Below are 21,812 nucleotides of genomic sequence, written 5' to 3'. Positions count from 1 at the left end.
CCTGGAAAAAATGGCTTTCCCGGGCCCGGACAAACACCGTGCCGCTACGGCAGGACCATGGCTACCGCCGGGGCGGATGACCGGTCGATACGCTGACCCAGCGCGGTGATGGCCGCCTGGAAGGGACACAGCGTACCGACGTCGGTCTGACGGCAGCCCGGCTGACGCCACTCCTGACGCAGCATCGGGTGCTGCGCGTCCGGCGTCTGCAGACGACGCAGGTCGTCGAGGCCTTGCGCCTGGAAATAGACCCGCAGATAGCGTTCCCCGCTCTTGGCGTTGCGCCAGCGCTCCAGCACCAGGCTACTGCCCGGCGGGATATTTCCCCGGCTGTAGCCCGGCAGCTGCCAGCTAAAGTTCATCAGCGTGCGCACCATGGCGATATTGGTGTCATGGGCCACCAGCAGCAGCCAGCGTACGTTCGGGGTCGCCTCCGGTTTGACGCCGTCGAGCATGGCGTTGAGCAGCACCGACCCGCGTTTTTGCGCGGTATACAACACATCGTTACTCAGATCGTAGTTTTCCGTTAACAGCGGCAGCAGGGCGGTGATCTGCCTGGCCTGGGTGATCTTGCCCCACGCCAGCTGGCTGAGAGGCAGATTTTCACTCCAGCCGAGACGCAGCGTCTCCACCATATTGGCCATCACGCTCAGTCCGCTAATGGTGGTCTTCCCACTTTTGCTCTGCTCGACCTGCCACGGGGTGTCGAAGATCGGGCAGGGCTTATCGGCCTGACAAACCGCCTGTTTCAATAACTGGATAGTCGGCGCCAGCGCCTGCCGACGCTGCGCCAGATCCCCGGCCTTCTCTTTTACCGCCGCCAGCTGACGGGCGGGGTCGGTTTGCGTGGCGGCGAACTTGTCGGTCTGAAACAGGGGATCGGCATCTCCGCTGACGTAATGGATAGCGACGCCGCAGCCGGGGAAGGCGCCATCCACCAGCGCCTGGGCGGTCGCCCGCGTCCGCTGCAGCGGACTGGCGCGCACGTAAATCGACTCCGCCGTCGGGCATCCCGCCTGCAGCAGGCCGAGCTGGCGATAGTGCTGGCCCTCCTCACGCCCTTTGTTGACCACGGCGGCATAGCCATGGCCGGTGAGCTCCCCGTCATGGGTGGTCCACTCGGTCCACGGTCGTCCGGTGGCGGCCTCGATGGCTTCCCGGTTGCCGGCCGTCGGCGGACGAATACCGTGGCGGCTGAGCTCGACCACTTTCTCCAGCTGCCAGTCCGCGGCGGCGGCGGATTGCAGCGCCAGCAGCGGCAGGGCGCAGGCGATAAACAGGCGTAACAGCCCCTGATGTCTTGCAGGCATCATATCTTCTTCCTTATGCGTTAATCGGTTATGAGGAGAACGAGGTCTGCCGTTCGACGGCATGGCGCCGGGCGACGATGGCGGCAGTGGTAAAACAGAGTAGCGCGGAACCCAGACCGGTACCCACCCAGAACAGCGCCAACGTGCTGAAATCATACAGCGTTTTGCCGTTCTCAAGGATAGCCGTTTTATCAATAATGATCCCGGTGAGAAATTCGCCCAGGCCGGCGCCGGCGTAGCTGGCGATGCCGATGGTGCCGAGCGCGGCCCCGGCGGCCTTGCGCGAGGAGATATCGACGGCGATCAGCCCGCCGAGGAAGCAGGTCAGAGCGCCAATGGTGGCCCCGAAGATAATCATCGCCAGAATATCAGTGTAATAATTGTGCGGCGACCAGAGCATCAGGGCAAAGCCGGCGGTGTTCAGCAGGCTGATAAACCCGGCCATCACGCTGCGGTTGCGCGGGAAAAAGCGGTCGGAGAGCATGCCGGCGATGATGGTCCCGGCGATGCCGGCGATGGCGTTGACGCCGATAATCCCGGACGCCTCCAGCGTGGAATAAGCTTTATCCTGCTCGAGAAAGAAGATCCCCCACGAGTTAACGGCGTAGCGATCGATGTACATAAAGGCAGAGGCGAGGGCGAGGGTCCACAGCGCCGGGTTGCGTAGAGCCAGCAACTGGTTTTTAAACACCGAGCCGCGCGCTTCGGCCTCCTCCTGCGGTTCATCGCGGATGACGTTGATGGACGGGAAGCCGCTGCTCTGCGGCGAATCGTGCATGAACAACACCAGCAGCACCACCCCGGCGGCGCCGAGCGCGGCGGTGGACAGGTAGCCCATCTGCCAGCCAAACCCGGCGATCACCGCAGCGATCACCATATAGGTCACCGCCTCGCCGATATTATGCGCCGTCGACCAGATGCCATAGAAGGTGCCGCGCTCCTTAACGCCGTACCAACGCGCCAGCGAGACCGCGCAGGGGCCGACGCCCATCGACTGCGCCCAGCCGTTGATCCCCCAGAAGATGGCCAGCAGCAGGGCGTTGGTGGTCATCCCCATCATCAGGTTCATCCCGGCGCTGAGCAATAAACCGAGGCTCATATAGCGCACCACGTTGGCGTGATCGGCGATAAAGCCATTGACCAGTTTGCCGATGGCGTAGCTGAAGAACAGAGTAGAGCCGATCATGCCGAGCTCCGTTGGAGTGATCCCCAGCTCCACCAGCGCGCTTTTGGCGACGGTGAACGATAACCGGCAGACGTAAAAGGTCACGTAGGCCAGGGTCATGGCGATAAAGGTTTGCCAGCGCACCCGGCGAAAACGGTGTTCATCAAACGCGGCGCCCGCTTTCGGCGGCGACGCCCGGAAAAAAGCGATAATTCCAGACATAGGTGGTTCTCCGCAGGTCGGAGGCGTGACTGATTGATGTGGTTCGTCCGTGAGTGAAGTTATCGTTACTGTGTAGAGTACATAATCAGAGATAGCCTGACCCGTAAGGGTTAATGTAAGGGTTGTGGGATCATCTTTTTCAGCTGCGGGTAGAGCGTCTGGCTGGCCAGCAGCAGCGGATTGCCGCGCTGGATCCCCTCCTGCGCCAGAAAATCGTTGCTGGCGCCGCCCGCTTCGCGCATCAGCACCAGCCCCGGCAGGGCGTCCCACGGGTTCATGTGCGGCTCGTAGTAGCCAATCAACCGGCCCGCCGCCGCCCAGGCGCTCATCAATGCCCCGGAACCGTTGCGGATAAACATGCCGCCGTCGCTGAGCAGCGCCTGCAGAAACGGCAGAAAGTCCGCCGGGGTGACGCGATGCGAGGTGCCGACGCCCATCACGCCCTCTTTGACCGTCGTTGCGGGGTGTGGACGGAGCGGGGCGTCGTTGAGCCAGGCGCCATGGCCCCGCAGGGCATGAAACAGCTCGCGATGGTTGGGGTCGTAGACCACGCCGATGACCGGTTCGTCGTCGGCGACGATCGCCAGCGACAGGCACCAGGTGTGCAGGCCGTTGAGGAAACAGCTGGTTCCATCGATGGGGTCGACCACCCACAGGATCCGGGCGTCGGGCAGGCGGGCACCGCTCTCTTCGCCGAGAAAGCCATCCTCCGGAAACGCGCTCTGAATGCGCTGTTTGACAAAGGCTTCCACCCGCTTATCGGCCACGCTGACCACATCCTGCAGGTCATCGCCTTTATGGTCGACGGCCAGCGCCTCCCGCTGTTGATAGTATTCAAACGCCAGCTCAGCGCCCGCTTTCGCCAGCTCGCAGGCCAAACGGTAGCGGGCCTGTAGCGCTTCTGATTCCTGAGATTGCATAGTGACTCCCTATTTTGCACACGTGTGCATTTTGCGTGAAAAAAACAGCCCCGAAGGGCCGAATGAGTGTGGCCGGGTTTCGCAGAAGATTCTGTGATCCCTCCAGCATAAAATGATTTTTTCATTTCGCGCTATGGCGAATAATTAGTTTCACTGGCACTTCGCGATGGCGCGAGGGCAGGCTGAAGCGGGCGATCCGCGTCACCAACAGATCCACCGCGTGGTGCGCCAGCAGGGCGGTATTCTGCTGGACGGTGGTCAGCTGATAGGGCTGCCAGTCCGCCTGCGGGATATCGTCAAAACCGACGATGGCCGGCAGCGGGGCGGGGGCGTCCCGCAGGCCATCCAGGGCGCCCAGCGCCAGCATATCGGTGGCGCAGAACAGCGCCTGCACCCCGGGGTTTTCAGCAACCAATTCTCTGGCGGCCTGGTAGCCGGCCTGATAGCCGCCGCCGTCGCAGAAGCGGCTGCTCACCGCCATACCCGACGTCCGGGCGATGAAAGCGTCATAGCGCTGGCGGGTGCTGAAGTTCTCGCGATTTTCGCCAATAAAGCCAACCTGCTGCCAGCCTCGGCGACTGAACAGATCCGCCACCAGCTTCGCCCCCTGGGCGTTATCGCTGCACACCCGATCGCAGCCGGCGAGGTCCGCATGGCGGTTGATCAGGGTGACGGGGATCTTGCGCGCCAGATACTCTTCCGCCAGCGACAGCGGCGGCGCGCCGGAGGTGATGATCACCCCGGCGACGTGGTAGCTCAGCAGCTGTTTAAGCGAGGGGGCGAGCTGCTGCGGATCGTCAGCGTTCATCAGCAGCGGCATAAAGCCATTGAGCGCCAGCTGATGGACCAGCGGCGCCAGCAGTTTGCTGCGAAACGGGTTGTCGAAACCGGCGGTAACGATGCCGATAAAATTACTGCTGCCGGTGATCATCGTCCGGGCGATGATATTCACCTGATAGCCCAGGGCTTCCGCAGCGCTCAGCACCTTCTGCCGGGTCTTCTCCGACACCGAGGCGCCGGGGGTGAAGGTGCGGGAGACCGCCGAGCGCGAGACGCCGGCCAGTCTGGCCACGTCCTCGGCCTTAATCCATTTTTTATCGCTCATCGTCGTTTTGCGCCGTCTGTTTTCCAGGAAGCCGACGCCCGCCCGGGCGTCGGTCACGCACACTGCCTGAAAAGGTATCACAGAAAGGGGACGTCGCGCAGCGCCTTGCGCCCTATGCCGGGTAGCGGATGTGCTCCACCTCACGCTGCAAAATCACCTTGCCGTGGCGAATGGAGGTCAGCACCCGTGCCTGACGACGGACGGCCTCGTAGTCGTTTTCCGCATCGAGGATCAGCAAATTTGCCGGGCGGCCTTCGGCGAGGCCGTAGTTATCGCCCAGACACAGCGCCCGGGCGCTGTTGTCGGTGACGAAGTCGAGGCAGCGCTGCAGATCGTCATAGCCGAGCATATGGCAGATGTGCAGCCCGGCATCCAGAATACGCAGGATATTGCCGTTCCCCAGCGGATACCACGGATCCTGAATCGAGTCCTGGGCAAAGCAGACGTTAATGCCGGCGCGATCCAGCTCTGCCACCCGGGTGACGCCGCGCCGTTTCGGCCAGCTATCAAACCGGCCCTGCAGATGGATGCTTTCGGTCGGGCAGGAGATGAAGTTGATGCCTGAGGCTTTCAGCAGGCGAAACAGCTTCGAGCAGTAGGCGTTATCATAAGAGCCCATCGCGCAGGTGTGGCTGGCGGTGACCTGCGCTCCCATGCCGCGCACCCGCGCCTCTTCCGCCAGCACTTCGAGGAAACGCGACTGCGGATCGTCGATTTCATCGCAGTGGACATCCACCAGGCGGCCGTAACGCTGGGCGAGGTCCATCAAAAACATCACCGAGCTGACCCCTTTGTCGCGGGTGTTCTCATAGTGCGGAATGCCGCCCACCACGTCGGCACCCATCTCGATGGCGCGCGTCATCAGCTCCCGGCCGTTGGGATACGATTCGATTCCCTCCTGCGGAAAGGCGACAATCTGCAGATCGATGAGATCGGCGGCCTCTTGTTTCACCGCCAGCAGCGCCTTCAGGGCCGCCAGTGACGGGTCGGTGACATCCACATGGGTCCGGACGTGCTGGACGCCGAAATCGCGCAGCATGCCGATGGTTTTTAGCGCCCGCTGGCGGGTGTCTTCCGGGGTAATACTCGCTTTGCGCTGGCTCCAGCGGGTGATGCCTTCAAACAGGGTGCCGCTGCGGTTCCACTCCGGCTCGCCCGCGGTGAGGGTGGCGTCAAGATGAATATGCGGCTCGACGAAGGGCGGGATCGCCAGCCGGCCCTGGGCGTCGATATCCCCGGCGTCGGTGGTCTGCATCGCGGCCTGGGCGGTGATGCGGTGAATCATCCCGTCCTGCAGGTCAAGAGTAAACAGCGCCTCCTGGCGGCGCAGGCGAGCGTTAATAATTTTCATGGTGGGTCCTGTAAATGGTTTTGCGATAAACGCCAGATCACCAGCGCGACCGAGGCGTTGAGATGAAACTGAGGGTGGCTGACCGGGTAGCCGGTCAGTTTTTCAATGCGCTGGATGCGCTGATGCAACGTGTTGCGATGGAGACCCAGCCGGTCGGCGGCCCGCACCACGTTGCCGTTCTCCTGCAGCAGCGTCTCGAGGGTCTCCAGCAGCAGCCATGGCGCTTTGCGGCCCGGCTCGATCAGGCAGCCCAGAGTGTCGTGCATAAAATCGTTGAGCAGCGCCGGGTCGCTGACCGCGGACAGCAGTTTGATAAACCCCAGCTGCTGATAGTCGCTGATGCGCTGGGTCGGCCGCAGGGTATCGCACAGATCCAGCGCCTGGCGCGCCTGCGACAGCGCCCGCGGGTAGCCCTGCAGCTGCCTGAGCGGCGCGGAGAGGCCGCAAAGTAGCGATAAACTCTCCTCTCCGTCCGCCAGCGTCTGCAGCCACTGCTGTAGCCATTTTTTCTGCTGAAAGCCTTCTCCCTCCTCATCCGGCAGCAGGAAAAGAAACATGTTGCTGCGCTCCAGCAGCGGAAAGGGATTGCCCTGCTGGTTGAGCTGCTGCTGCAGCTGCTGACGGACGCTGCGGTGGGCCTGCAGTAGCCAGGCTTCGGCCTGTTCGGGCGGGAACTGGCGAAACAGGCGGGACAGTCCCTCCAGACGCAGCGCTGCCAGCCGCAGCGGACGGGTAAAATCGAGCTGCTGGTGCAGGGCGCGCTGGTGGAGCATCTGCAGATCCGGATAGTCGCCGGTGACCAGCTGCATCAGAATGTCGCGCTGCGACTGCAGGGCGTTTTCGCTGCGGACCAGCGCGGTGCCGACCCGCTCGGTGACAATCACCATCTTCAGCAGGTAGGGCTGCTCGATCAGCGGCACGCCCAGCTCGTCGGCAAGGGCGATCAGCGTGGCGGGAATGGCGTGGATATAGGCCTCGCCGGTGAGGATCACCATCCCGGCGATGCCGCGTTGTTTCCCCTCCATCAGCAGCTGGATCAGGTTGGCTTCATCCCGGGGATGGTTGATGCCGGTGATAAACACCAGCTCGCCGCCCATGATCCACTCGGCGATATGTTCATTTTCCGCCACGTAGTACCAGCGTACCGCCCGCTGCAGCCCTTGCTTTCCTGCCCGCAGACGCAGGGCGGAGAGTCCCTCAAGGGCCAGCAGTTCGCTGACCGTCAGGCTCATGGCTCCTGCTCCGCGACGGCGGCAGGCTGGCGTTTGCTTAAAAGGGTCAGGGCGATATAGACCAGCGCGGAGACGGTGATCCCCACCAGCGGCGCGATCCACGGCGACAGATAGGCCACCACCGCGCCGACGGCGTAGGAGCCAAGTCCCAGCCAGTTAAAACGCGGCAGGCGGGCGTTCTGCAGCAGGGGATAGCGCCCGCCGCGGGCGAACCAGTAGTCGGCGAGGATCACCCCGCCGATGGGCGGGATAATGCTTCCCAGCAGCACGAGGAAGGGGATCAGCATTTCATACATACCGCCAATAGCGAGCACAATGCCCACCCCGGCGGCGGCGAGGGTCAGCGTCCGGCGACGTTCGCTGCGCAGCAGATGGCAGGCGGCGGCAGAGACGTTATAGATGGTGGGGCCCTGGATGGTCAGCAGATTGAGACAGAGCATGATCACCGCGGCGACTGACAGCCCCTGCAGGATCAGCACTTCGACGATATCGGCCTGTTGATAGACGATGGCGCACCAGGCGCCGGCGACGATCATCAGCCCGTTGCCGATGAGGAAGCTGCCCATGCTGGCGAGAATGGCGGTCCGGCTGGAGTTGGCCAGCCGGGTCCAGTTCGTCGCCTGGGTGGCGCCGCTGGCGAAAGTCCCGAAGACCATGGTGATGGCCGCCGACCAGGTCATGGTGTCGCTCGGCGCAATGCGGGTCATTGCCTGCCAGCCGCCGGCGTGGTGCAGCGCCAGAGACATGGAGACCATCAGCAGCACAAACATCAATGGCACCGACAGGCGCGACAGCGCGTCCAGTCCCTTGTAGCCCACCAGCGCGGTGACGCAGAACAAAATGCCAAACAGCACCATCAGCGGCTGGGTCAGCGCCTCGGGCAGGGCGAGGATCTTCACCAGCGAGATAGCGACCGTGGCGGTGCCCCAGGCGTACCAGCCCAGCTCGGCAAAGCCAAGAATAAAGTCGGCCAGCTTGCTGCCGATCTCCCCGAAGCAGAAGCGGCCCATCAGCACCGTATTCAGGCCGCTGCGCGCGGCGATCCAGCCCAGCGACGCGGCATAGAGAGCCAGCAAGGCATTGCCGATGACGGCTATCCACAGCAGATTGACGATGGAAAAGGAGACGCCGAGTTTGCCGCCGGCAAACATCGTGCCGGTGAAAAAGGTAAAGCTGAATAACACCATGGCGATAGAAAATACGCCTTTGCGTCCGGCGGCGGGCGCTTCGACAAGGGGAAAATCATTGCTGTTTGACATCCTGGAACCTCTGGCTGGTTAGATGGGCGGTGATTGCCGGAAGTAGCAAGAGATGTGCCAGGAAAAACCGGGCACGGGGAATAGCACGCGGTGTGCAACATGCACAGTTATTGAAGGATCCCGGAGGGGTAATGCCATTTTACTGTGCATCCTGCCAGGTTTTGCACCAGTCCAGGGCAGAGGAGGGCGGCGAGGGTATTTCTGGCGCAGGAGGAGAATTTCATCCAGGGCAATTCGCCATTTTTTGGCCAGAGAGGAGTAGAGAATAGCGGCGTACTGAAAACGGTTGGTTAAATCACTGTGAATAAAGGTTATTTAATATTCATTTATGATATAACCATTTGTCTTATGTGTGTTTCCTGAAATATTGTCCCCTCCGGTTTGCGGTGTTAGTATCGGATAAATAGCCATTTAGACGGCTAAACAAATCATCGCTAACCTAAGGAACTGCTATGTGGCAAGAAAGACTCGCGCAACTGGTCACCACCTGTCATTGGATCGGCGCGAAAGGCTGGGCGCCGGCGACCGGCGGCAATATGTCGGTGCGTCAGGATGATACCTGGTGCTGGCTAAGCGAGTCGGGCCGCGATAAAGGCAGCCTGACAACCGAGGATTTTTTGCAGGTTGAGATCGCCACCAACCAGGCGCCTTCCGGACGGAAGCCGTCGGCGGAGACCGGCCTGCACACCCTGGTGTATCGCCTGTTCCCGGAAGCCAACGTGGTGCTGCATGTGCACACCGTCAACGCCACCGTGCTGTCGCGTATCGAAACAAGCGACACGCTGGCGCTGCAGGGGTATGAAATGCAGAAAACCCTCAGCGGGCAGCACAGCCATCTCGATAGCGTTCCGGTCGCCATCTTTGATAATGATCAGGATATTGACGCCCTGGCGGCGCGGATTGCCGATTATGCGCAAACCCGCCCGCTGCGCTACGGCTTTCTGCTGCGCGGCCACGGCCTGACCTGCTGGGGGAAAGATATTCAGGAGGCCCGCCGGCAACTGGAGGGGCTGGAGTTCCTGTTCGAGTGCGAGCTGATGCGCCGCCGCTACGAGCCCTGAGCCGGAGCAGGTATGGATTTTTATCTTGGTATCGATATTGGCACCTCGCGGGTGAAAGCGGTGCTGTTTGATCAGCATTTCACCGCCTGCGCCAGCGCCGCGGAAAACACCTCACCCCGCCTGTCGGCCAATGGCTACGCGGAACAGGATATGACCCAGCTGTGGCATTCGGTGCTGGCTATTCTGCGCCAGATTGCCCGCCACCCGGCGCTGCAGGCGGGGCGGCTGCGGGCTATCGGCCTCGCCGGGCAAGGGGAGGGGGTCTGGCTCAGCGATGAGCAGGGCGAACCGGTGGGCCCGGGGATCCTGTGGAGCGATACCCGCAGCCACGAGCTGATGAGCGACCTGCTGCGCCGACCCGGCTTCGACCGCCGCTATTTCGCCGATACCGGCACCCATCTGCAGCCCTGCAATACCAGCCTGCAGCTGTACTGGCTGAAACACTATCAGCCGGCGCGACTGGCGGCCGCGCGCTATCTGTTTTTCGCCAAGGACTGGATCCGCTTTCGCCTGACCGGCGTGGCGGCGCTGGAGCTGACGGACGCCAGCAGCTCGTTACTTAACCAGCAGACAGGCAGCTGGTCCTCGGTGGTAATGAACGAGATGGGGCTGGACGAACTGCTGCCGCTGTTTCCCCCGCTGCTGGCCCCGGATGCCCCGGCCGGCACGCTGAGCGACGCGGTGGCGGCGCTGACCGGGCTGCCCGCCGCGACGCCGGTGGCTGCCGGGGCGCTGGATGTCTGTAGCGCCGCGCTGGGCTGCGGCGCGGTCAACGAAGGGGATATCTACACGATCCTCGGCACTACCTGCTGCACCGGGATTGTCTGCCGCGGCCCGCAGACGGTGAACGAGGCGACGCGCTTTGTCACCCATACCGAAGCCGGGCAAGTGATCTCCCTGTTTCCGATGCAGGCCGGTACGCCAAACATTGACTGGCTGCAGCAGCATATTTCGCTGGACGCCGATCTGGGGCGCCTGGAGCAGGCGATCGCGGAGGTGGAGCCAGGCAGCGGTGGCGTTTTCTGGCAGCCGTACCTCAATGGCGAACGCGCGCCGTTTTACAGCCCCGACGCGCGGGCCGGCTTTTTCGGCATTAGCCCGCACACCACCCGCGCCGAGCTGCAGCGCGCGGTGTTTGAAGGCCTGGCCTTCGCCATTGTCGATGCGCTGCAGGGTTATCCGCAGGGCGGCGAGCTGTATCTGACCGGCGGCGGCGCAGCCTCGGCCACCTGGCTGCAGATTATCGCTGACTGTACCGGGCGTACGGTGGTCTCCAGCGCCTTTAATGAACTGAGCGCGCGCGGCGCGGCGATTCTGGCGGCCCGCAGCGTCGCGGCGCTGGCCGAGACGCCTCCGCTGGCGCAGACCCGCTATCAGCCGCGCCCTCAGGCGCATGCCCGCTACGCGGCGCTGTATCCCGTTTACCGCCTGCTGCGTGAGCAGATGCTGCCGGTATGGCAGGCCAGGCAGGCCGCCCTTCAACCTCTTTCTCAGGACCTACAACCATGAAAATCGTTTTTACCGCCGAGCATGCTGGCGACCTTAGCGCCTTCCACCAGCTGGGCGAGCTGCTGGTGGAGGGATGGGCGCTGGGCAAACCGAAACTCAGCGCCGGTCAGCTGATTGAGCTGGCCCACGACGCCGAGGTGCTGGTGACCAGCTATGATGAGGTGACGGACGCGGTAATGGCCGCCTGTCCGCGCCTGCAGGTAATCGCCTGCACCCGGGCGAATCCGGTGAATATTGATACCCAGGCCGCGCAGGCGCGCGGCATCCGGGTGCTCTATACCCCGGGGCGCAATGCCGATGCCGCCGCGGAGCTGACGTTTGGCCTGATGCTCAGCCTGGCGCGCCATATTCCGCAATCCCATGCGGCGCTGAAGCGGGGGGAATTCACGCAGGCTGACAATGCCGCCGCCGCCACCCGGCAGGGCCTGCGGCGGGATGTGGTCTGGGATGTGAGCCCGGAAAGCCCGTATGAAGTGTTTAAGGGCAGTGAACTGCGCAATAAAACGCTGGGGCTGGTGGGGTATGGCAACATTGGCCGCCGGGTGGCGCGTATCGCCCGGGCGTTCGGCATGGCGGTGTTAGTGGTGGATCCGTTCGTCGCCGCAGAGGATATCAATGAGCCAGGGCTACAGAAAACGACTCTGGAGGCGCTGTTCCGCGAGGCGGATATCGTCAGCCTGCATCTGAGCAGCGGGCCGCACAGCGACGGGCTGGTGAATGCGGCGCTGTTAAACAGCATGAAGCCCGGCGCGCTACTGATCAATACCTCTCGCGCGGCGGTGGTCGACGAAACAGCGCTGATTGATGCCCTGCGCCATGGCCCGCTGGGCGGCGCGGCGCTGGATGTCTATCACCGCGAACCGCTGTGGCGCGATCATCCTTTTGTCACTGAGTTCGATAATGTGATCATCACACCGCATATCGCCGGAGCCACCCGGGAGAGTATCGCCAAACACACGGCGATGATTGCCGCCGATCTTGAGCGCTATGTCGCCGGGGAGCCGCTGCTGTACCAGTGGCGTTAAGCCGCTTGCGCCGCCGCGTTCTGCAGCGGCGCGGGTCCATCGTCAGGGGCGATGCGCCGCCATAAAAGCCTGGGTCTGTTCCCAGTCCACCACCCCGGCATCCGATCCCATCCCGGTCGCCACCAGCGCGGCCACCGCTGAGGCGACGTCACACGCTGCTTTCACGCTGAGTCCGCGCGCCAGCGCGGCAATAAACCCGCCGCAGTAGCTGTCGCCGCAGCCGGTGGTATCCACCGCCTCGACCGGCCACGGCGCAATATGCTCCAGTGCGCCATCGCGGCCGATAAGCCAGGAGCCGTTCTCGCCGTCTTTCAGAATGCAGGTGCCCACGCCGAGCGCCAGGAAGAAGCGGCCGATGGCCTCCGGCTGCGTCTCTCCGGAGAGAAAGGCGGCTTCCTCCAGCGAAGGCATGAAATAATCCACCGACGGCAACAGGGGCCGCAGTAGTTCGAGGGTGTCTTCATTCGGGGCGATAAGGTCAAAGCTGGTGGTGACTCCGCGCGCTTTGGCCGCCTGCAACAGCCGCGCGCTCTGTCCCTGATCCATTGCCGCCAGCAGCCCGGTCCCGCCGTGATGGAGGAAACGACAGTCGAGGATGGCGTCAAATTCCGCTTCACTGACGAACAGGGCGTCGGATGCGCCCCGGCAGTGTAGAGCCGGACGCTCGCCGTTGGGGCGAATCGGCAGGATCGTCGCCGAGGTCTCCTTCAGCGCGGTGCGCTGGATAAGCGAGCAGTCGATGCCCAGCCGGGCATAGCTGGCGAGGATAAAGTCGGCCTTTTCATCTTCGCCCAGGCAGGCCACCGCTGCGGTGCGGATCCCCAGCTTCGCGGCGTTAATATTGGCCCCGGCGGCGGTGCCGGCGGGGTTGAGGCGAATTTGCTCAATAAAGGCGACGCCGCCGCGCGGCGGGATCGCCACCACCGGGCGCCCGGCGATATCCAGAATAGTCAGGCCGACAAACACGGCGTCAAAGGTTGCCATCGTTCTCCCGTTTAGCGATGCGTTTGGCGCAGGCGCGCCTGCCAGAAGGAAAGGGCGAGGGCCACCACCAGTATCACGCCGACCAGCGCGTCCTTCACCAGATAATTGAGCCCCATCAGGTTCAGGCCATTATCAATAATGGCAAGGAACAGCACGCCGCCGAGGGTGCCGAGGATGCTGACCCGGCCCAGACGGTTAAAGGCGGTGCCGATAAACACCGCCGCAATGGCGTCCATCAGATAAGACTGCCCGGCCAGTGGGGTAAACTGCCGCAGGTTGGCGGAGAGGATCACCCCGCCGACGGCGCAGAGCGCCGAGGCGGCCACCAGCACGCCGAGCATGGTCAGGCGATCGCGGATCCCGGCGATACGCGCCGCTTCGCTGTTCTGGCCGATGGCGCGGACATATTTGCCCCACAGGGTGCGCTCGGTGACCAGCCAGGCCACCAGCCACAGCGCCAGCACAATCACCACCGGCGTGGGGATCCCACCAAGGTTGCCCACCGCCAGGTCGTGATACTCCGGCGCCATCCGCCGATAGGCTATCGCGCCGCCGCCGTCGGTATAGATGCGCTCGGCGCTGCTGGCGATAAACCAGGTGCCGAGCGTGGCGAGGAAGGGACGGATCCGGCAGATGAGGATCAGAAAGGCATTGAGCAGGCCAATCAGCACCCCGCCAAGCAGGGCGCAGCCCACCGCGGCCTGCCACGGCAGATGCCAGGTTTTCAGGGCGACGAGGGCGAAGGCGGCGCCGAAATCGAGCGCGACGCCCACCGACAGATCAATCGCCCCGGCGCTGACGATCAGGGTCATCGCCATCGCCACAATCAGCAGGATCGCGCTGCCCTGCAGCAGGTTGGCCCAGTTATCCACGGTTAAAAATACCGGATTCGCCCAGCCAAACAGGGCGATGGCCAGCAGGGTGATGACGCCAAATCCGGCCCGCGACAGCCAGGCCAGCGGGCTGCTGGCCGTCGGTTCTGCCGGCGCAGGGGTTTTCAGGGTGATTTGGCTCATGCCTCGCCTCCTTTGTGTCTGACCGCCGATGCCGCCAGCACCACCAGGATCAAGCCGCCTTTAATGGCGCCCATCCAGAAGATATTGACCCCCAGCAGACCGAGCCCGTTAGAGAGGGCGTTGACCAGAATCGCCCCCAGCAGTGCGCCCCAGATGGTGACCACCCGACGGCGCGAGAAGGCGGCGCCGATAAAGGTCGCCAGCACGGTCTCCAGCAGCAGCGGCGTGGCCGTCCCGCTGGAGCTGCCGGAGCCCTGGCTGAGCAGCGGCAGAATAGCCAGCCCGGCGGCGATACCTGCTAACAGCCAGACCTGCAGGGTCAAGCGGCGCACGTTCAGGCCGCTCATCTGCGCCATATCGCGATTGCCGCCCACCGCCTGCACATGCTGGCCGAAGCGGGAGTGGTGGAGCAGGAACTGGAACAGGATAAATACCCCCAGCAGGTAAATCAGCGGCCAGGGCAGGCCCAGCACGCTGTTATCGCGAAAGGCGACCATCAGCGGATCGCTGACCGCGATGCGCCGCTGGCCGGTCAGCAGGTCTGTCAGGCCGGTAAACGCCACCGAGGTCGAGAGGGTGGCCAGCAGCGGCGGCAGGCCGGCCGCCAGCACCAGCGAGCCGTTGATCGCCCCGCACAGCAGACAAACCGCCGCCAGCAGCGCCAGCAGCAGGAGATACGGCGTGTGCCATTCGGCCAGCCCGAGGCTGAGCAGCGCGACGCCGAGCACCGCCGTCGCCGGCAGGGAGAGGTCGATGCCGCCGGAGACCACGTCATCCCCGCCCACGGCGATAACGCAGACCAGACCAAAACAGAGGATCGCCAGCGGAACGCTCTGGACCAGCATCAGGCTGATATTTTGCCAGCTGAGGAAGTAGGGCGACTGCACGCTCAGCCACACCAGCAGCGCCAGAAACAGAATCAGGGGGAATTTTTCAATCAGCGTCGCCAGGCCCGGACGGCCGCGACGCTGGATAGCGGTACTCATGGTGAAGGCTCCTGTCCGCCGTTGATCGCCACCAGTAGGGCGTCCAGCGTTAGCCCGCGGGTGGGCAGATTGGCCGCCAGCGCGCCGCGCCAGAGGACCAGGATCCGGTCGCATAGTCCGAGCAGTTCGGGGGCGTCGCTGGAGGAAACCAGCACCGCCCGTCCTTTATCGGCCAGCTGGCGCGTGCGTTGATAAATATCCCGGCGGGCGCCGATATCGACCCCCAGGGTGGGTTCATCGAGAATAAACAGCCGGGCATCGGTCCCCAGCCAGCGGGCGAGGATCGCTTTTTGCTGGTTGCCGCCGCTCATGTAGCGTACCGGCAGCCCCGGGCGTCCCGGGCGGATCGCCAGCTGTTCTATCCAGTCGCGCGCTTTCTGCTCGGCGAGACCCCGCCGCTCCCAGCCAAAGGTGGCGGTCTCCGGCAGTGAGGCGAGATTAATATTGTCGGCGGTGGTGAAGGGCAGGATCAGCCCCTGATGGCGGCGGTCGCGCGGGACCAGCGCCATGCCGGCGCGGATCGCCTGCTTTGGCGTACGAATGCGCCGTGGTTGGCCGTCGAGGTGGATGGTGCCGCGTTCCGCCGGGCGTAAGCCGTAGAGTAAGTCGACCAGCACATCGCGTCCGGCGCCCAGCAGGCCGGCGACGCCGACGATTTCCCCCGGCTGAATATCAAAAGAAAGATCCTGCAGCTGTCGCCCGTCGCTCAGCTGGCGCACCGAGAGCAGGGGGGGCGCCCCGTTGTCTGCCGCCGGATGCTGGCGCGGAGTATACAGCTGGTCGATTTCCCGGCCGACCATCATGGCGATCAACGCCTCGGTATTCTGCAGCAGGTCGCGGTCCGGGTAACCGACCACTTCCCCGTTACGCAGCACGGTGCCGCGGTCGCAGAGAGTGGCTATCTCATTGAGGTAGTGGGAAATATACAGAATGGCAATGCCCTGGTCGCGCAGGCGAAGGATGGCGGAGGAGACCAGACTGGCCTCCTGCGCCTCCAGAGGCGCGGTGGGTTCGTCGAACACCACCAGCCGCGCCGCGCCGTCGATCAGCGCGCGGGCAATCTGTACCAGCTTGCGCTCGGCCAGGCTCAGGTCGCGCACCAGGCGGTCGGGATCGATCGCCAGCTGCCAGTTTTGCTGGAAAAATTGCGCCGTGGCGGCCTTCATCCGTCGGCGATCCAGCGCCCCCCAGCGGGTGCGATATTCCTGGCCCAGAAACACCGATTCCGCGACGGTAAAGTGCGGGATCAGATTCAGCTCCTGGTGGATAACGCGGATGCCGGCGGCTTCGATGGCTGCTGGATTACCGAGGGGCAGCGGGCGACCGTCGAGGGTGGCGCTGCCGCTGTCGGCCTGATAGACGCCGGCGAGGATCTTGATCAGCGTCGATTTACCGGCGCCGTTCTCGCCAATCAGGCCATGAATTTCCCCGGGATTGAGGCGCAGGGTTACCGCATTAAGCGCGGTAACGCTGGCAAAACGTTTGCCGATCTGGTCCATGACCAGACCCGCGGCGGGGCGCTCCCCGCCAGGGTGTTGATTTATCACTGCAGTTCGCCGTATCCCAACTGTTTATACACCGCTTTCGCCTCCTGCGGACCTTTCACCGGGACCACCGGGATAAAGGTTTGCACCGGCAGTTTCTGGCCGGCAAAGTAGCGGGCCACGTTGTCGGCGGAGGTCTGGCCGATCAGATGCGGCTGCTGCGCGACGTTCGCCACGAACGGACTGCCGGGCTCCGCCATGATCTCCAGGGTCTCCGGACCGGCGTCGATGGCCGTCACTTTCACGTCTTTATCGCGACCAGTCTCTTCCAGCGCCTGGACGATGCCGATGGCCGGTTGATCCCAGCAGGCGACATGGATGGCGTCCAGTTTGCCTTTCGGATACTGGCTGAGTAATTCGAGGGTTTTCTTGCGCGCGTCTTCCGGCGAGTTGGCGAACTGTTCCGCGAGCTCAGGCTGGATAATATGAATATCCGGGTAATCCTTAAGGACATATTTCCACTGATCGTAACGAATTCCGCAAATACGCAGCGCACTGGAGAATGCGTTAAATACGGCGACGTTGCCTTTGCCGCCTAATTCATCTGCCATATAGCGGCCGATGGTTGAGCCTAAGGTGTAGTTATCGGAAGTGGTATTGTTGACCGAATATTGAGAAACGTGATCTACGGTAAATACCGGGATACCGGCATCACGCAATGCTTTAAATTTTGGTTCGACGGCACTATCGCCGAGAATACTAATTACCGCGTCCACCTTGCGTGACAGTAAAATATCGTGATTATTGGCATGCACCTGATTATCGCGACCGCCATCGACGCCAATGACTTTGCCCCCCAGTTTCTCCACTTCCTCTGTCGCGCCTTTAAAGGCCTCGCGATCCCAGAAATGCTGAGTGCCGACAACGGCAACGCCAATGGTTTTTCCCTGTAAGGAGAGGGCGTCTGCGGCAGTGACGCTCAGCGAGGCAAGGGAAAGCAGTCCCAGCGCGGCAGGCAATAATTTTCTCTTCTGCGACATTGTTATTATGATCCTGTGATGAAGGTGGTTGCGGACCGGTAGCATGACAAGAAGCACCTCGCCACCTCAAATACAAAATAAGTCTAAGTTATACCGGGAATGTTATATCGCGGAAACGCCAGAGAAAAACTTTATTTTGTCATGAAGAACCTGAAAATATTTCATGATGCCGAATAGCCATTTTTATTTTGTGGTTTTATTTTTGGCTTGTTCCGTGTTTATTTAGCGGATAAAGACAATTTTCTTAATATTGTGAGTGCATGGGAAATATGGCGTCTACAGAGAAAAAAAGAAGATTGCGCGGGCTAAAGCTTTTTTTAGCAGAGCAATGTCTGGCCGGGTAAGGATTATTACCCTATTTCCCCGCTTTATTTTAACGAACCTTAAGCTGAGAAGAACGCGGGCGCTATGAAGAAACAGCATAATTATACGGTGATGCACTGGGGAACCTGGCAGGTGGAGAGCCGTGAGGGCGAGATCGTGGCGGTTAAGCCGGTGCCCTGGGATAAAAATCCGTCACGCATCGGCCAGTCGCTACCCGACGCGGTGACCAGCCAAACGCGCATTCGCCGTCCGGCGGTGCGCGCCGGCTATCTGCAGCAGGGGCCGGCGTCACGAGAAGGGCGAGGCAAGGAGCCCTTTGTCGAAGTCAGCTGGGAGGTGGCGCTGGACCTGCTGGCGCGCGAGCTGCGCTCGGTCAAGGCGCGCTGCGGCAATGAGGCGATCTACGGCGGCTCCTACGGCTGGGCCAGCGCTGGACGCTTTCATCATGCGCAGAGCCAGCTGCACCGGTTTCTCAAGGGCTTTGGCGGGTATACCGCCAGCACCAATACCTATAGCAGCGCCGCGGGCGAGCGTATTCTGCCGCATATTCTCGGGCCGCTGAGCCCGCTGCACCGTCAGCATACCCATTTTTCCGAGCTGGCGCGGGAGTGTCAGCTGTTTGTCGCCATCGGCGGACTGCCGCTGCGCAATGCCCAGGTCAACGGCGGCGGCGCCAATGACCATATGCTCCAGTACTGGCTGGATAAGATGCAGGCCAACGGCGCGCGATTTATCAATATCAGTCCGGTACGCAATGACCTCAGCGCGGTGCCCGACGCCGAGTGGCTGGCCATTCGGCCAGGCACCGATACCGCACTGCTGCTGGCGCTGAGCTATGTACTGATCGCTGAGTCTCTCTACGACCAGGCGTTTATCGCCAGCCATACCGTCGGGTTTGCCCCCTATCGCGCTTATCTGTTGGGCGAGCACGACGGCGTAGCGAAAACCCCGGCGTGGGCGGCGGCGATTACCGGCCTGGACGCCCAGCGCATCGCCGACCTGGCGCGGGAGATGGCCCGCCACCGGACGATGGTGAATATCTCATGGTCTATCCAGCGCGCCCGTCAAGGGGAGCAGGCCTACTGGGCGACGGTGGCCCTGACCGCACTGCTGGGACAGATCGGCACGCCGGGCGGCGGCCTCGGGTTTGGCTACGCCTGCACTAACCTGGCGGGCGCGGTGCGAAAAGCGTTTTCCGGCCCACGCTTACCCGCCGGGGAGAATGCGGTGGACAGCGTTATCCCGGTGGCGCGGCTGTCCGATATGCTGCTGCAGCCGGGAGAAACCTATGAGTTCGACGGTCAGCAGCGGCGCTATCCCGATATCCGTTTAGTCTACTGGGCGGGAGGCAATGCGTTTCATCATCATCAGGATCTCAACCGACTGTGCGAGGCCTGGCGCCGCCCGGAGACGGTGGTGGTGCATGAGCAGTACTGGACCGCGCAGGCCAAATTCTCCGATATCGTTCTGCCAGCCACCACCTCGCTGGAGCGAGAGGATATCGGAAGCGGCGGTCACGACGGGTTTATGATCGCCATGAGCGCGCAGATCCCGCCGGTGGGGGAGGCGCGTGACGATTACGCTATTTTCTGCGATCTCGCCGATCGGCTGGGATTCGGCGAAGCGTTCAGCGAGGGGCGGGACGCCGGGCAGTGGCTGCGTCATCTCTATGAGGAGTCAAGACCGCGGGCGCAGGAGGAGGGTATTGCGCTGCCCTCGTTCGATGATTTCTGGCAGCAAGGGGTGCTGGAGTACAGCGCGCCGGAGCGGCCGCAAATTTTTCTCGCCGATTTTCGCGCCGATCCTGAGCGCTATCCGCTCTCCACGCCCTCCGGCAAGATTGAACTCTTTTCCGCCACCGTCGCCGGGTTTGGCTATCGCGAATGCCCTGGCCATCCGTGGTGGGATGAACAGGAGGCCGCCCGCCAGCGGCAGGAGGCGGCGCGCTGGCCGCTTCATCTGCTCTCCAGCCAGCCGCGCGCCCGCCTGCACAGTCAGTACGACCACGGCAGCGTCAGCCGGGCGACGAAAATTCAGGGACGCGAGCCGCTGTGGATGCATCCGAGCGATGCGCAGGCAAGGGATATCGCCGAAGGTAGCGTGGTGAAGGTCTATAACGACCGTGGGGCAATTCTGGCGGGCGTGCACCTGAGCGAGCAGATTTTGCCGGGGGTGGTACAGATGTCCACTGGCGCCTGGTATGACCCGCTGGATCCCAATGAAAAAGGATCGCTCGATAAGCACGGTAATCCCAACGTGTTAACCGAGGATCGCGGCAGTTCGCGCCTCGGGCAGGGCTGTAGCGCTCAGAGCTGTTGGGTGGAGATCGCCCCATGGCGAGAGGAGCTGCCGCCGATCACTGCCTTTGATCCGCCGAAATTTATTGAAGTTTAGGTGTTGGCGCTCGCCGGCGGCGGGGCGGGTAGCCGGGAGAAGGCGCGGTATGCGCCGCCTCCGGCAAAGCCCGCGCCTCGTGGTTTAAGACTGATGACAGGTGGACGTTACGCCAGCCGCGGATAGGCGCTGGCGATATCGTCGCCGGTAAACTGGGCGATCCAGCCTTCCGGGTTATCAAAAATGCGAATGGCGGTGAAGTTCGGTTCTGAACCCATATCAAACCAGTGCGGAGTGTGGGCGGGAACCGAAATCAGATCGTTCTTTTCGCACAGCACCTGGAACACCTCGTCGCCAATGTGCAGGCAGAACAGGCCAGCGCCCTCGACAAAAAACCGGACCTCGTCTTCGCCATGGGTGTGCTCGTTCAGGAATTTTTCCCGCAGCGCCGCTTTCTGCGGGTTATCGGCGCGCAGACTGATGACGTCCCAGCTCTGGTAGCCCTTTTCGGCGACCAGTTTATCAATCGCATGCTGATAAGCGGCAATCACCGTTTCTGCGCTGGGGTTTGCGCCGAGATCGCGGTCGGCCTGCCAGCGCTCGAAGCGGACGCCTTTGGCGTTAAGTTGATCCTGAATCGCTTTGGCGTCGGTGCTGTGCCAGACCGGCGTTTGCGGATCGGTCACGGAAAAAAGAGTTAATGCGCTCATGCTGGGATCTGCTCCGGATGAATGTCGTCAAAACGCTGAACCTGAGGGTGATGGCTTGCCGGGTCGCGGTCGCCGCGTACCAGCTGCACAGTGCGCAAACCCGCGGCCTCGGCGGCATCAAGTTCCTGATGGATGTCCGACAGGAACAGGATGGCCCCGGGCGCGAGGCCCAGGTGTTCAGCAATGTTACGGTAGGACTGCACCTCACGTTTGGCGCCTACCAGGGTATCGAAATAGCCCGTGAACAGATGAGTAATATCACCTTCATCGCTGTAGCCAAATAATAATTTCTGCGCAGCCACGGAGCCTGAGGAATATACATACAGATCAATACCCTGCGCTTTCCATTTCTCCAGCGCCGGCAGTACGTCCGGGTAGAGATGACCGGTAAAGTCGCCGTTGAGGTAGCCGTCGCGCCAGATGATCCCCTGCAGCGCCTTCAGCGCCGTGGATTTACGGTCTTCGTCCATAAAGGCGAAGAGGGTAGTGATAAGGTCGGCGGTGCTGGCGGCCGGGGCGTCTGTCTCGCGGCGCAGGTTGTCGAGAATGGTTTTGACCGGTTCAGCGTGCTGCTGAGCGGTCACAAAGCCGGCCAGTCGTTCGCGGGCGTAGGGGAACAGCACGTTATGCACGAAGCGGATATCGCTGGTGGTGCCTTCTATGTCGGTCACGATGGCGCGGATCATGGTTTCTCCAGAGTGGGCGTAGCGTGGAATAACATTAGCATTTAGACGTCTAAGCGTCTTGATTGCCAAATATTAACATCGTGTTATAG

General features: G+C 62.4%; 18 protein-coding genes. 4 read left to right on the top strand and 14 right to left on the bottom strand.

What is annotated here, in order from left to right; all coding sequences use genetic code 11:
- Nucleotides 1–44 precede the first annotated feature (44 nt).
- The 7 genes from LGL98_RS18165 to codB all read right to left on the bottom strand — a co-directional run bounded on the left by LGL98_RS18165 (nucleotide 45) and on the right by codB (nucleotide 8,564).
- Entirely contained in the window at nucleotides 45–1,313 is a 1,269-nt protein-coding gene (locus LGL98_RS18165; RefSeq protein ID WP_136030741.1) for a histidine phosphatase family protein, read from the bottom strand.
- Nucleotides 1,314–1,338: 25 nt separating this feature from the next.
- On the bottom strand, nucleotides 1,339–2,697 hold the full coding sequence (locus LGL98_RS18160; RefSeq protein WP_023288801.1) for an MFS transporter: 1,359 nt from the start codon (nucleotides 2,695–2,697) through the stop codon (nucleotides 1,339–1,341).
- Nucleotides 2,698–2,807: 110 nt separating this feature from the next.
- Nucleotides 2,808–3,617 carry an inositol monophosphatase family protein gene (locus tag LGL98_RS18155; protein ID WP_136030743.1) on the bottom strand — a complete coding sequence of 270 codons (810 nt, stop codon included), beginning with the start codon at nucleotides 3,615–3,617 and terminating at the stop codon, nucleotides 2,808–2,810.
- Between the two features lie 121 nt (nucleotides 3,618–3,738).
- The gene (locus tag LGL98_RS18150) at nucleotides 3,739–4,689 is read right to left on the bottom strand and encodes a LacI family DNA-binding transcriptional regulator (RefSeq protein WP_168435265.1); all 951 of its coding nucleotides are present in this window, start codon (nucleotides 4,687–4,689) and stop codon (nucleotides 3,739–3,741) included.
- 145 nt (nucleotides 4,690–4,834) lie between these two features.
- The gene (gene codA / locus LGL98_RS18145) at nucleotides 4,835–6,073 is read right to left on the bottom strand and encodes a cytosine deaminase (RefSeq protein ID WP_136030745.1); all 1,239 of its coding nucleotides are present in this window, start codon (nucleotides 6,071–6,073) and stop codon (nucleotides 4,835–4,837) included.
- Nucleotides 6,070–7,305, bottom strand: coding sequence for a PucR family transcriptional regulator (locus LGL98_RS18140; protein ID WP_136030747.1), 1,236 nt, complete (start codon nucleotides 7,303–7,305; stop codon nucleotides 6,070–6,072). The genes codA and LGL98_RS18140 overlap by 4 nt, the downstream gene beginning before the upstream one ends.
- Nucleotides 7,302–8,564, bottom strand: coding sequence for a cytosine permease (gene codB / locus LGL98_RS18135; RefSeq protein WP_136030749.1), 1,263 nt, complete (start codon nucleotides 8,562–8,564; stop codon nucleotides 7,302–7,304). The genes LGL98_RS18140 and codB overlap by 4 nt, the downstream gene beginning before the upstream one ends.
- A 452-nt stretch (nucleotides 8,565–9,016) precedes the next feature.
- Between codB and LGL98_RS18130 the strand changes: the two genes are divergently transcribed.
- The 3 genes from LGL98_RS18130 to LGL98_RS18120 are packed head-to-tail and all read left to right on the top strand — an operon-like array spanning nucleotide 9,017 to nucleotide 12,159.
- Entirely contained in the window at nucleotides 9,017–9,625 is a 609-nt protein-coding gene (locus LGL98_RS18130; protein ID WP_136030751.1) for a methylthioribulose 1-phosphate dehydratase, read from the top strand.
- Nucleotides 9,626–9,637: 12 nt separating this feature from the next.
- A complete protein-coding gene (locus tag LGL98_RS18125) occupies nucleotides 9,638–11,134 on the top strand; it encodes an FGGY-family carbohydrate kinase (RefSeq protein ID WP_136030752.1) in 1,497 nt (498 codons plus the stop codon).
- Nucleotides 11,131–12,159, top strand: coding sequence for a 2-hydroxyacid dehydrogenase (locus LGL98_RS18120; RefSeq protein ID WP_136030754.1), 1,029 nt, complete (start codon nucleotides 11,131–11,133; stop codon nucleotides 12,157–12,159). The genes LGL98_RS18125 and LGL98_RS18120 overlap by 4 nt, the downstream gene beginning before the upstream one ends.
- A 42-nt stretch (nucleotides 12,160–12,201) precedes the next feature.
- Here the strand turns inward: LGL98_RS18120 and LGL98_RS18115 are convergent, their stop codons facing one another.
- The 5 genes from LGL98_RS18115 to LGL98_RS18095 are packed head-to-tail and all read right to left on the bottom strand — an operon-like array spanning nucleotide 12,202 to nucleotide 17,669.
- Nucleotides 12,202–13,143, bottom strand: a complete 942-nt coding sequence (locus LGL98_RS18115) for a carbohydrate kinase family protein (protein WP_136030757.1) — start codon at nucleotides 13,141–13,143, stop codon at nucleotides 12,202–12,204.
- 11 nt (nucleotides 13,144–13,154) lie between these two features.
- Nucleotides 13,155–14,159 carry an ABC transporter permease gene (locus tag LGL98_RS18110; protein ID WP_087652848.1) on the bottom strand — a complete coding sequence of 335 codons (1,005 nt, stop codon included), beginning with the start codon at nucleotides 14,157–14,159 and terminating at the stop codon, nucleotides 13,155–13,157.
- Nucleotides 14,156–15,145, bottom strand: coding sequence for an ABC transporter permease (locus tag LGL98_RS18105; RefSeq protein WP_136030759.1), 990 nt, complete (start codon nucleotides 15,143–15,145; stop codon nucleotides 14,156–14,158). The genes LGL98_RS18110 and LGL98_RS18105 overlap by 4 nt, the downstream gene beginning before the upstream one ends.
- Nucleotides 15,142–16,644: a sugar ABC transporter ATP-binding protein gene (locus tag LGL98_RS18100; protein ID WP_168435266.1), complete on the bottom strand. Its 1,503-nt coding sequence runs from the start codon at nucleotides 16,642–16,644 to the stop codon at nucleotides 15,142–15,144. Before LGL98_RS18100 ends, LGL98_RS18105 begins: the two co-directional genes overlap by 4 nt.
- Nucleotides 16,645–16,688: 44 nt before the next feature.
- Nucleotides 16,689–17,669 (bottom strand): sugar ABC transporter substrate-binding protein, encoded by a 981-nt coding sequence (locus LGL98_RS18095; RefSeq protein ID WP_025714586.1) that lies wholly within the window; start codon nucleotides 17,667–17,669, stop codon nucleotides 16,689–16,691.
- A 408-nt stretch (nucleotides 17,670–18,077) separates the two neighbouring features.
- Between LGL98_RS18095 and LGL98_RS18090 the strand changes: the two genes are divergently transcribed.
- On the top strand, nucleotides 18,078–20,387 hold the full coding sequence (locus LGL98_RS18090; RefSeq protein ID WP_136030762.1) for a molybdopterin-dependent oxidoreductase: 2,310 nt from the start codon (nucleotides 18,078–18,080) through the stop codon (nucleotides 20,385–20,387).
- A 107-nt stretch (nucleotides 20,388–20,494) separates the two neighbouring features.
- Here LGL98_RS18090 and LGL98_RS18085 read toward each other — a convergent pair whose 3' ends face one another.
- Together LGL98_RS18085 and mtnC are read right to left on the bottom strand one after the other, a co-directional pair.
- Nucleotides 20,495–21,037 carry a 1,2-dihydroxy-3-keto-5-methylthiopentene dioxygenase gene (locus LGL98_RS18085; RefSeq protein WP_136030763.1) on the bottom strand — a complete coding sequence of 181 codons (543 nt, stop codon included), beginning with the start codon at nucleotides 21,035–21,037 and terminating at the stop codon, nucleotides 20,495–20,497.
- The gene (mtnC, locus tag LGL98_RS18080; protein WP_136030765.1) at nucleotides 21,034–21,723 is read right to left on the bottom strand and encodes an acireductone synthase; all 690 of its coding nucleotides are present in this window, start codon (nucleotides 21,721–21,723) and stop codon (nucleotides 21,034–21,036) included. Before mtnC ends, LGL98_RS18085 begins: the two co-directional genes overlap by 4 nt.
- Nucleotides 21,724–21,812 lie beyond the last annotated feature (89 nt).

Source organism: Klebsiella africana (genome assembly GCF_020526085.1).
Taxonomy (GTDB): domain Bacteria; phylum Pseudomonadota; class Gammaproteobacteria; order Enterobacterales; family Enterobacteriaceae; genus Klebsiella; species Klebsiella africana.
The sequence above is the reverse complement of the archived record's forward strand: the minus strand, read 5'-3'. Positions and strand labels throughout refer to the sequence as shown.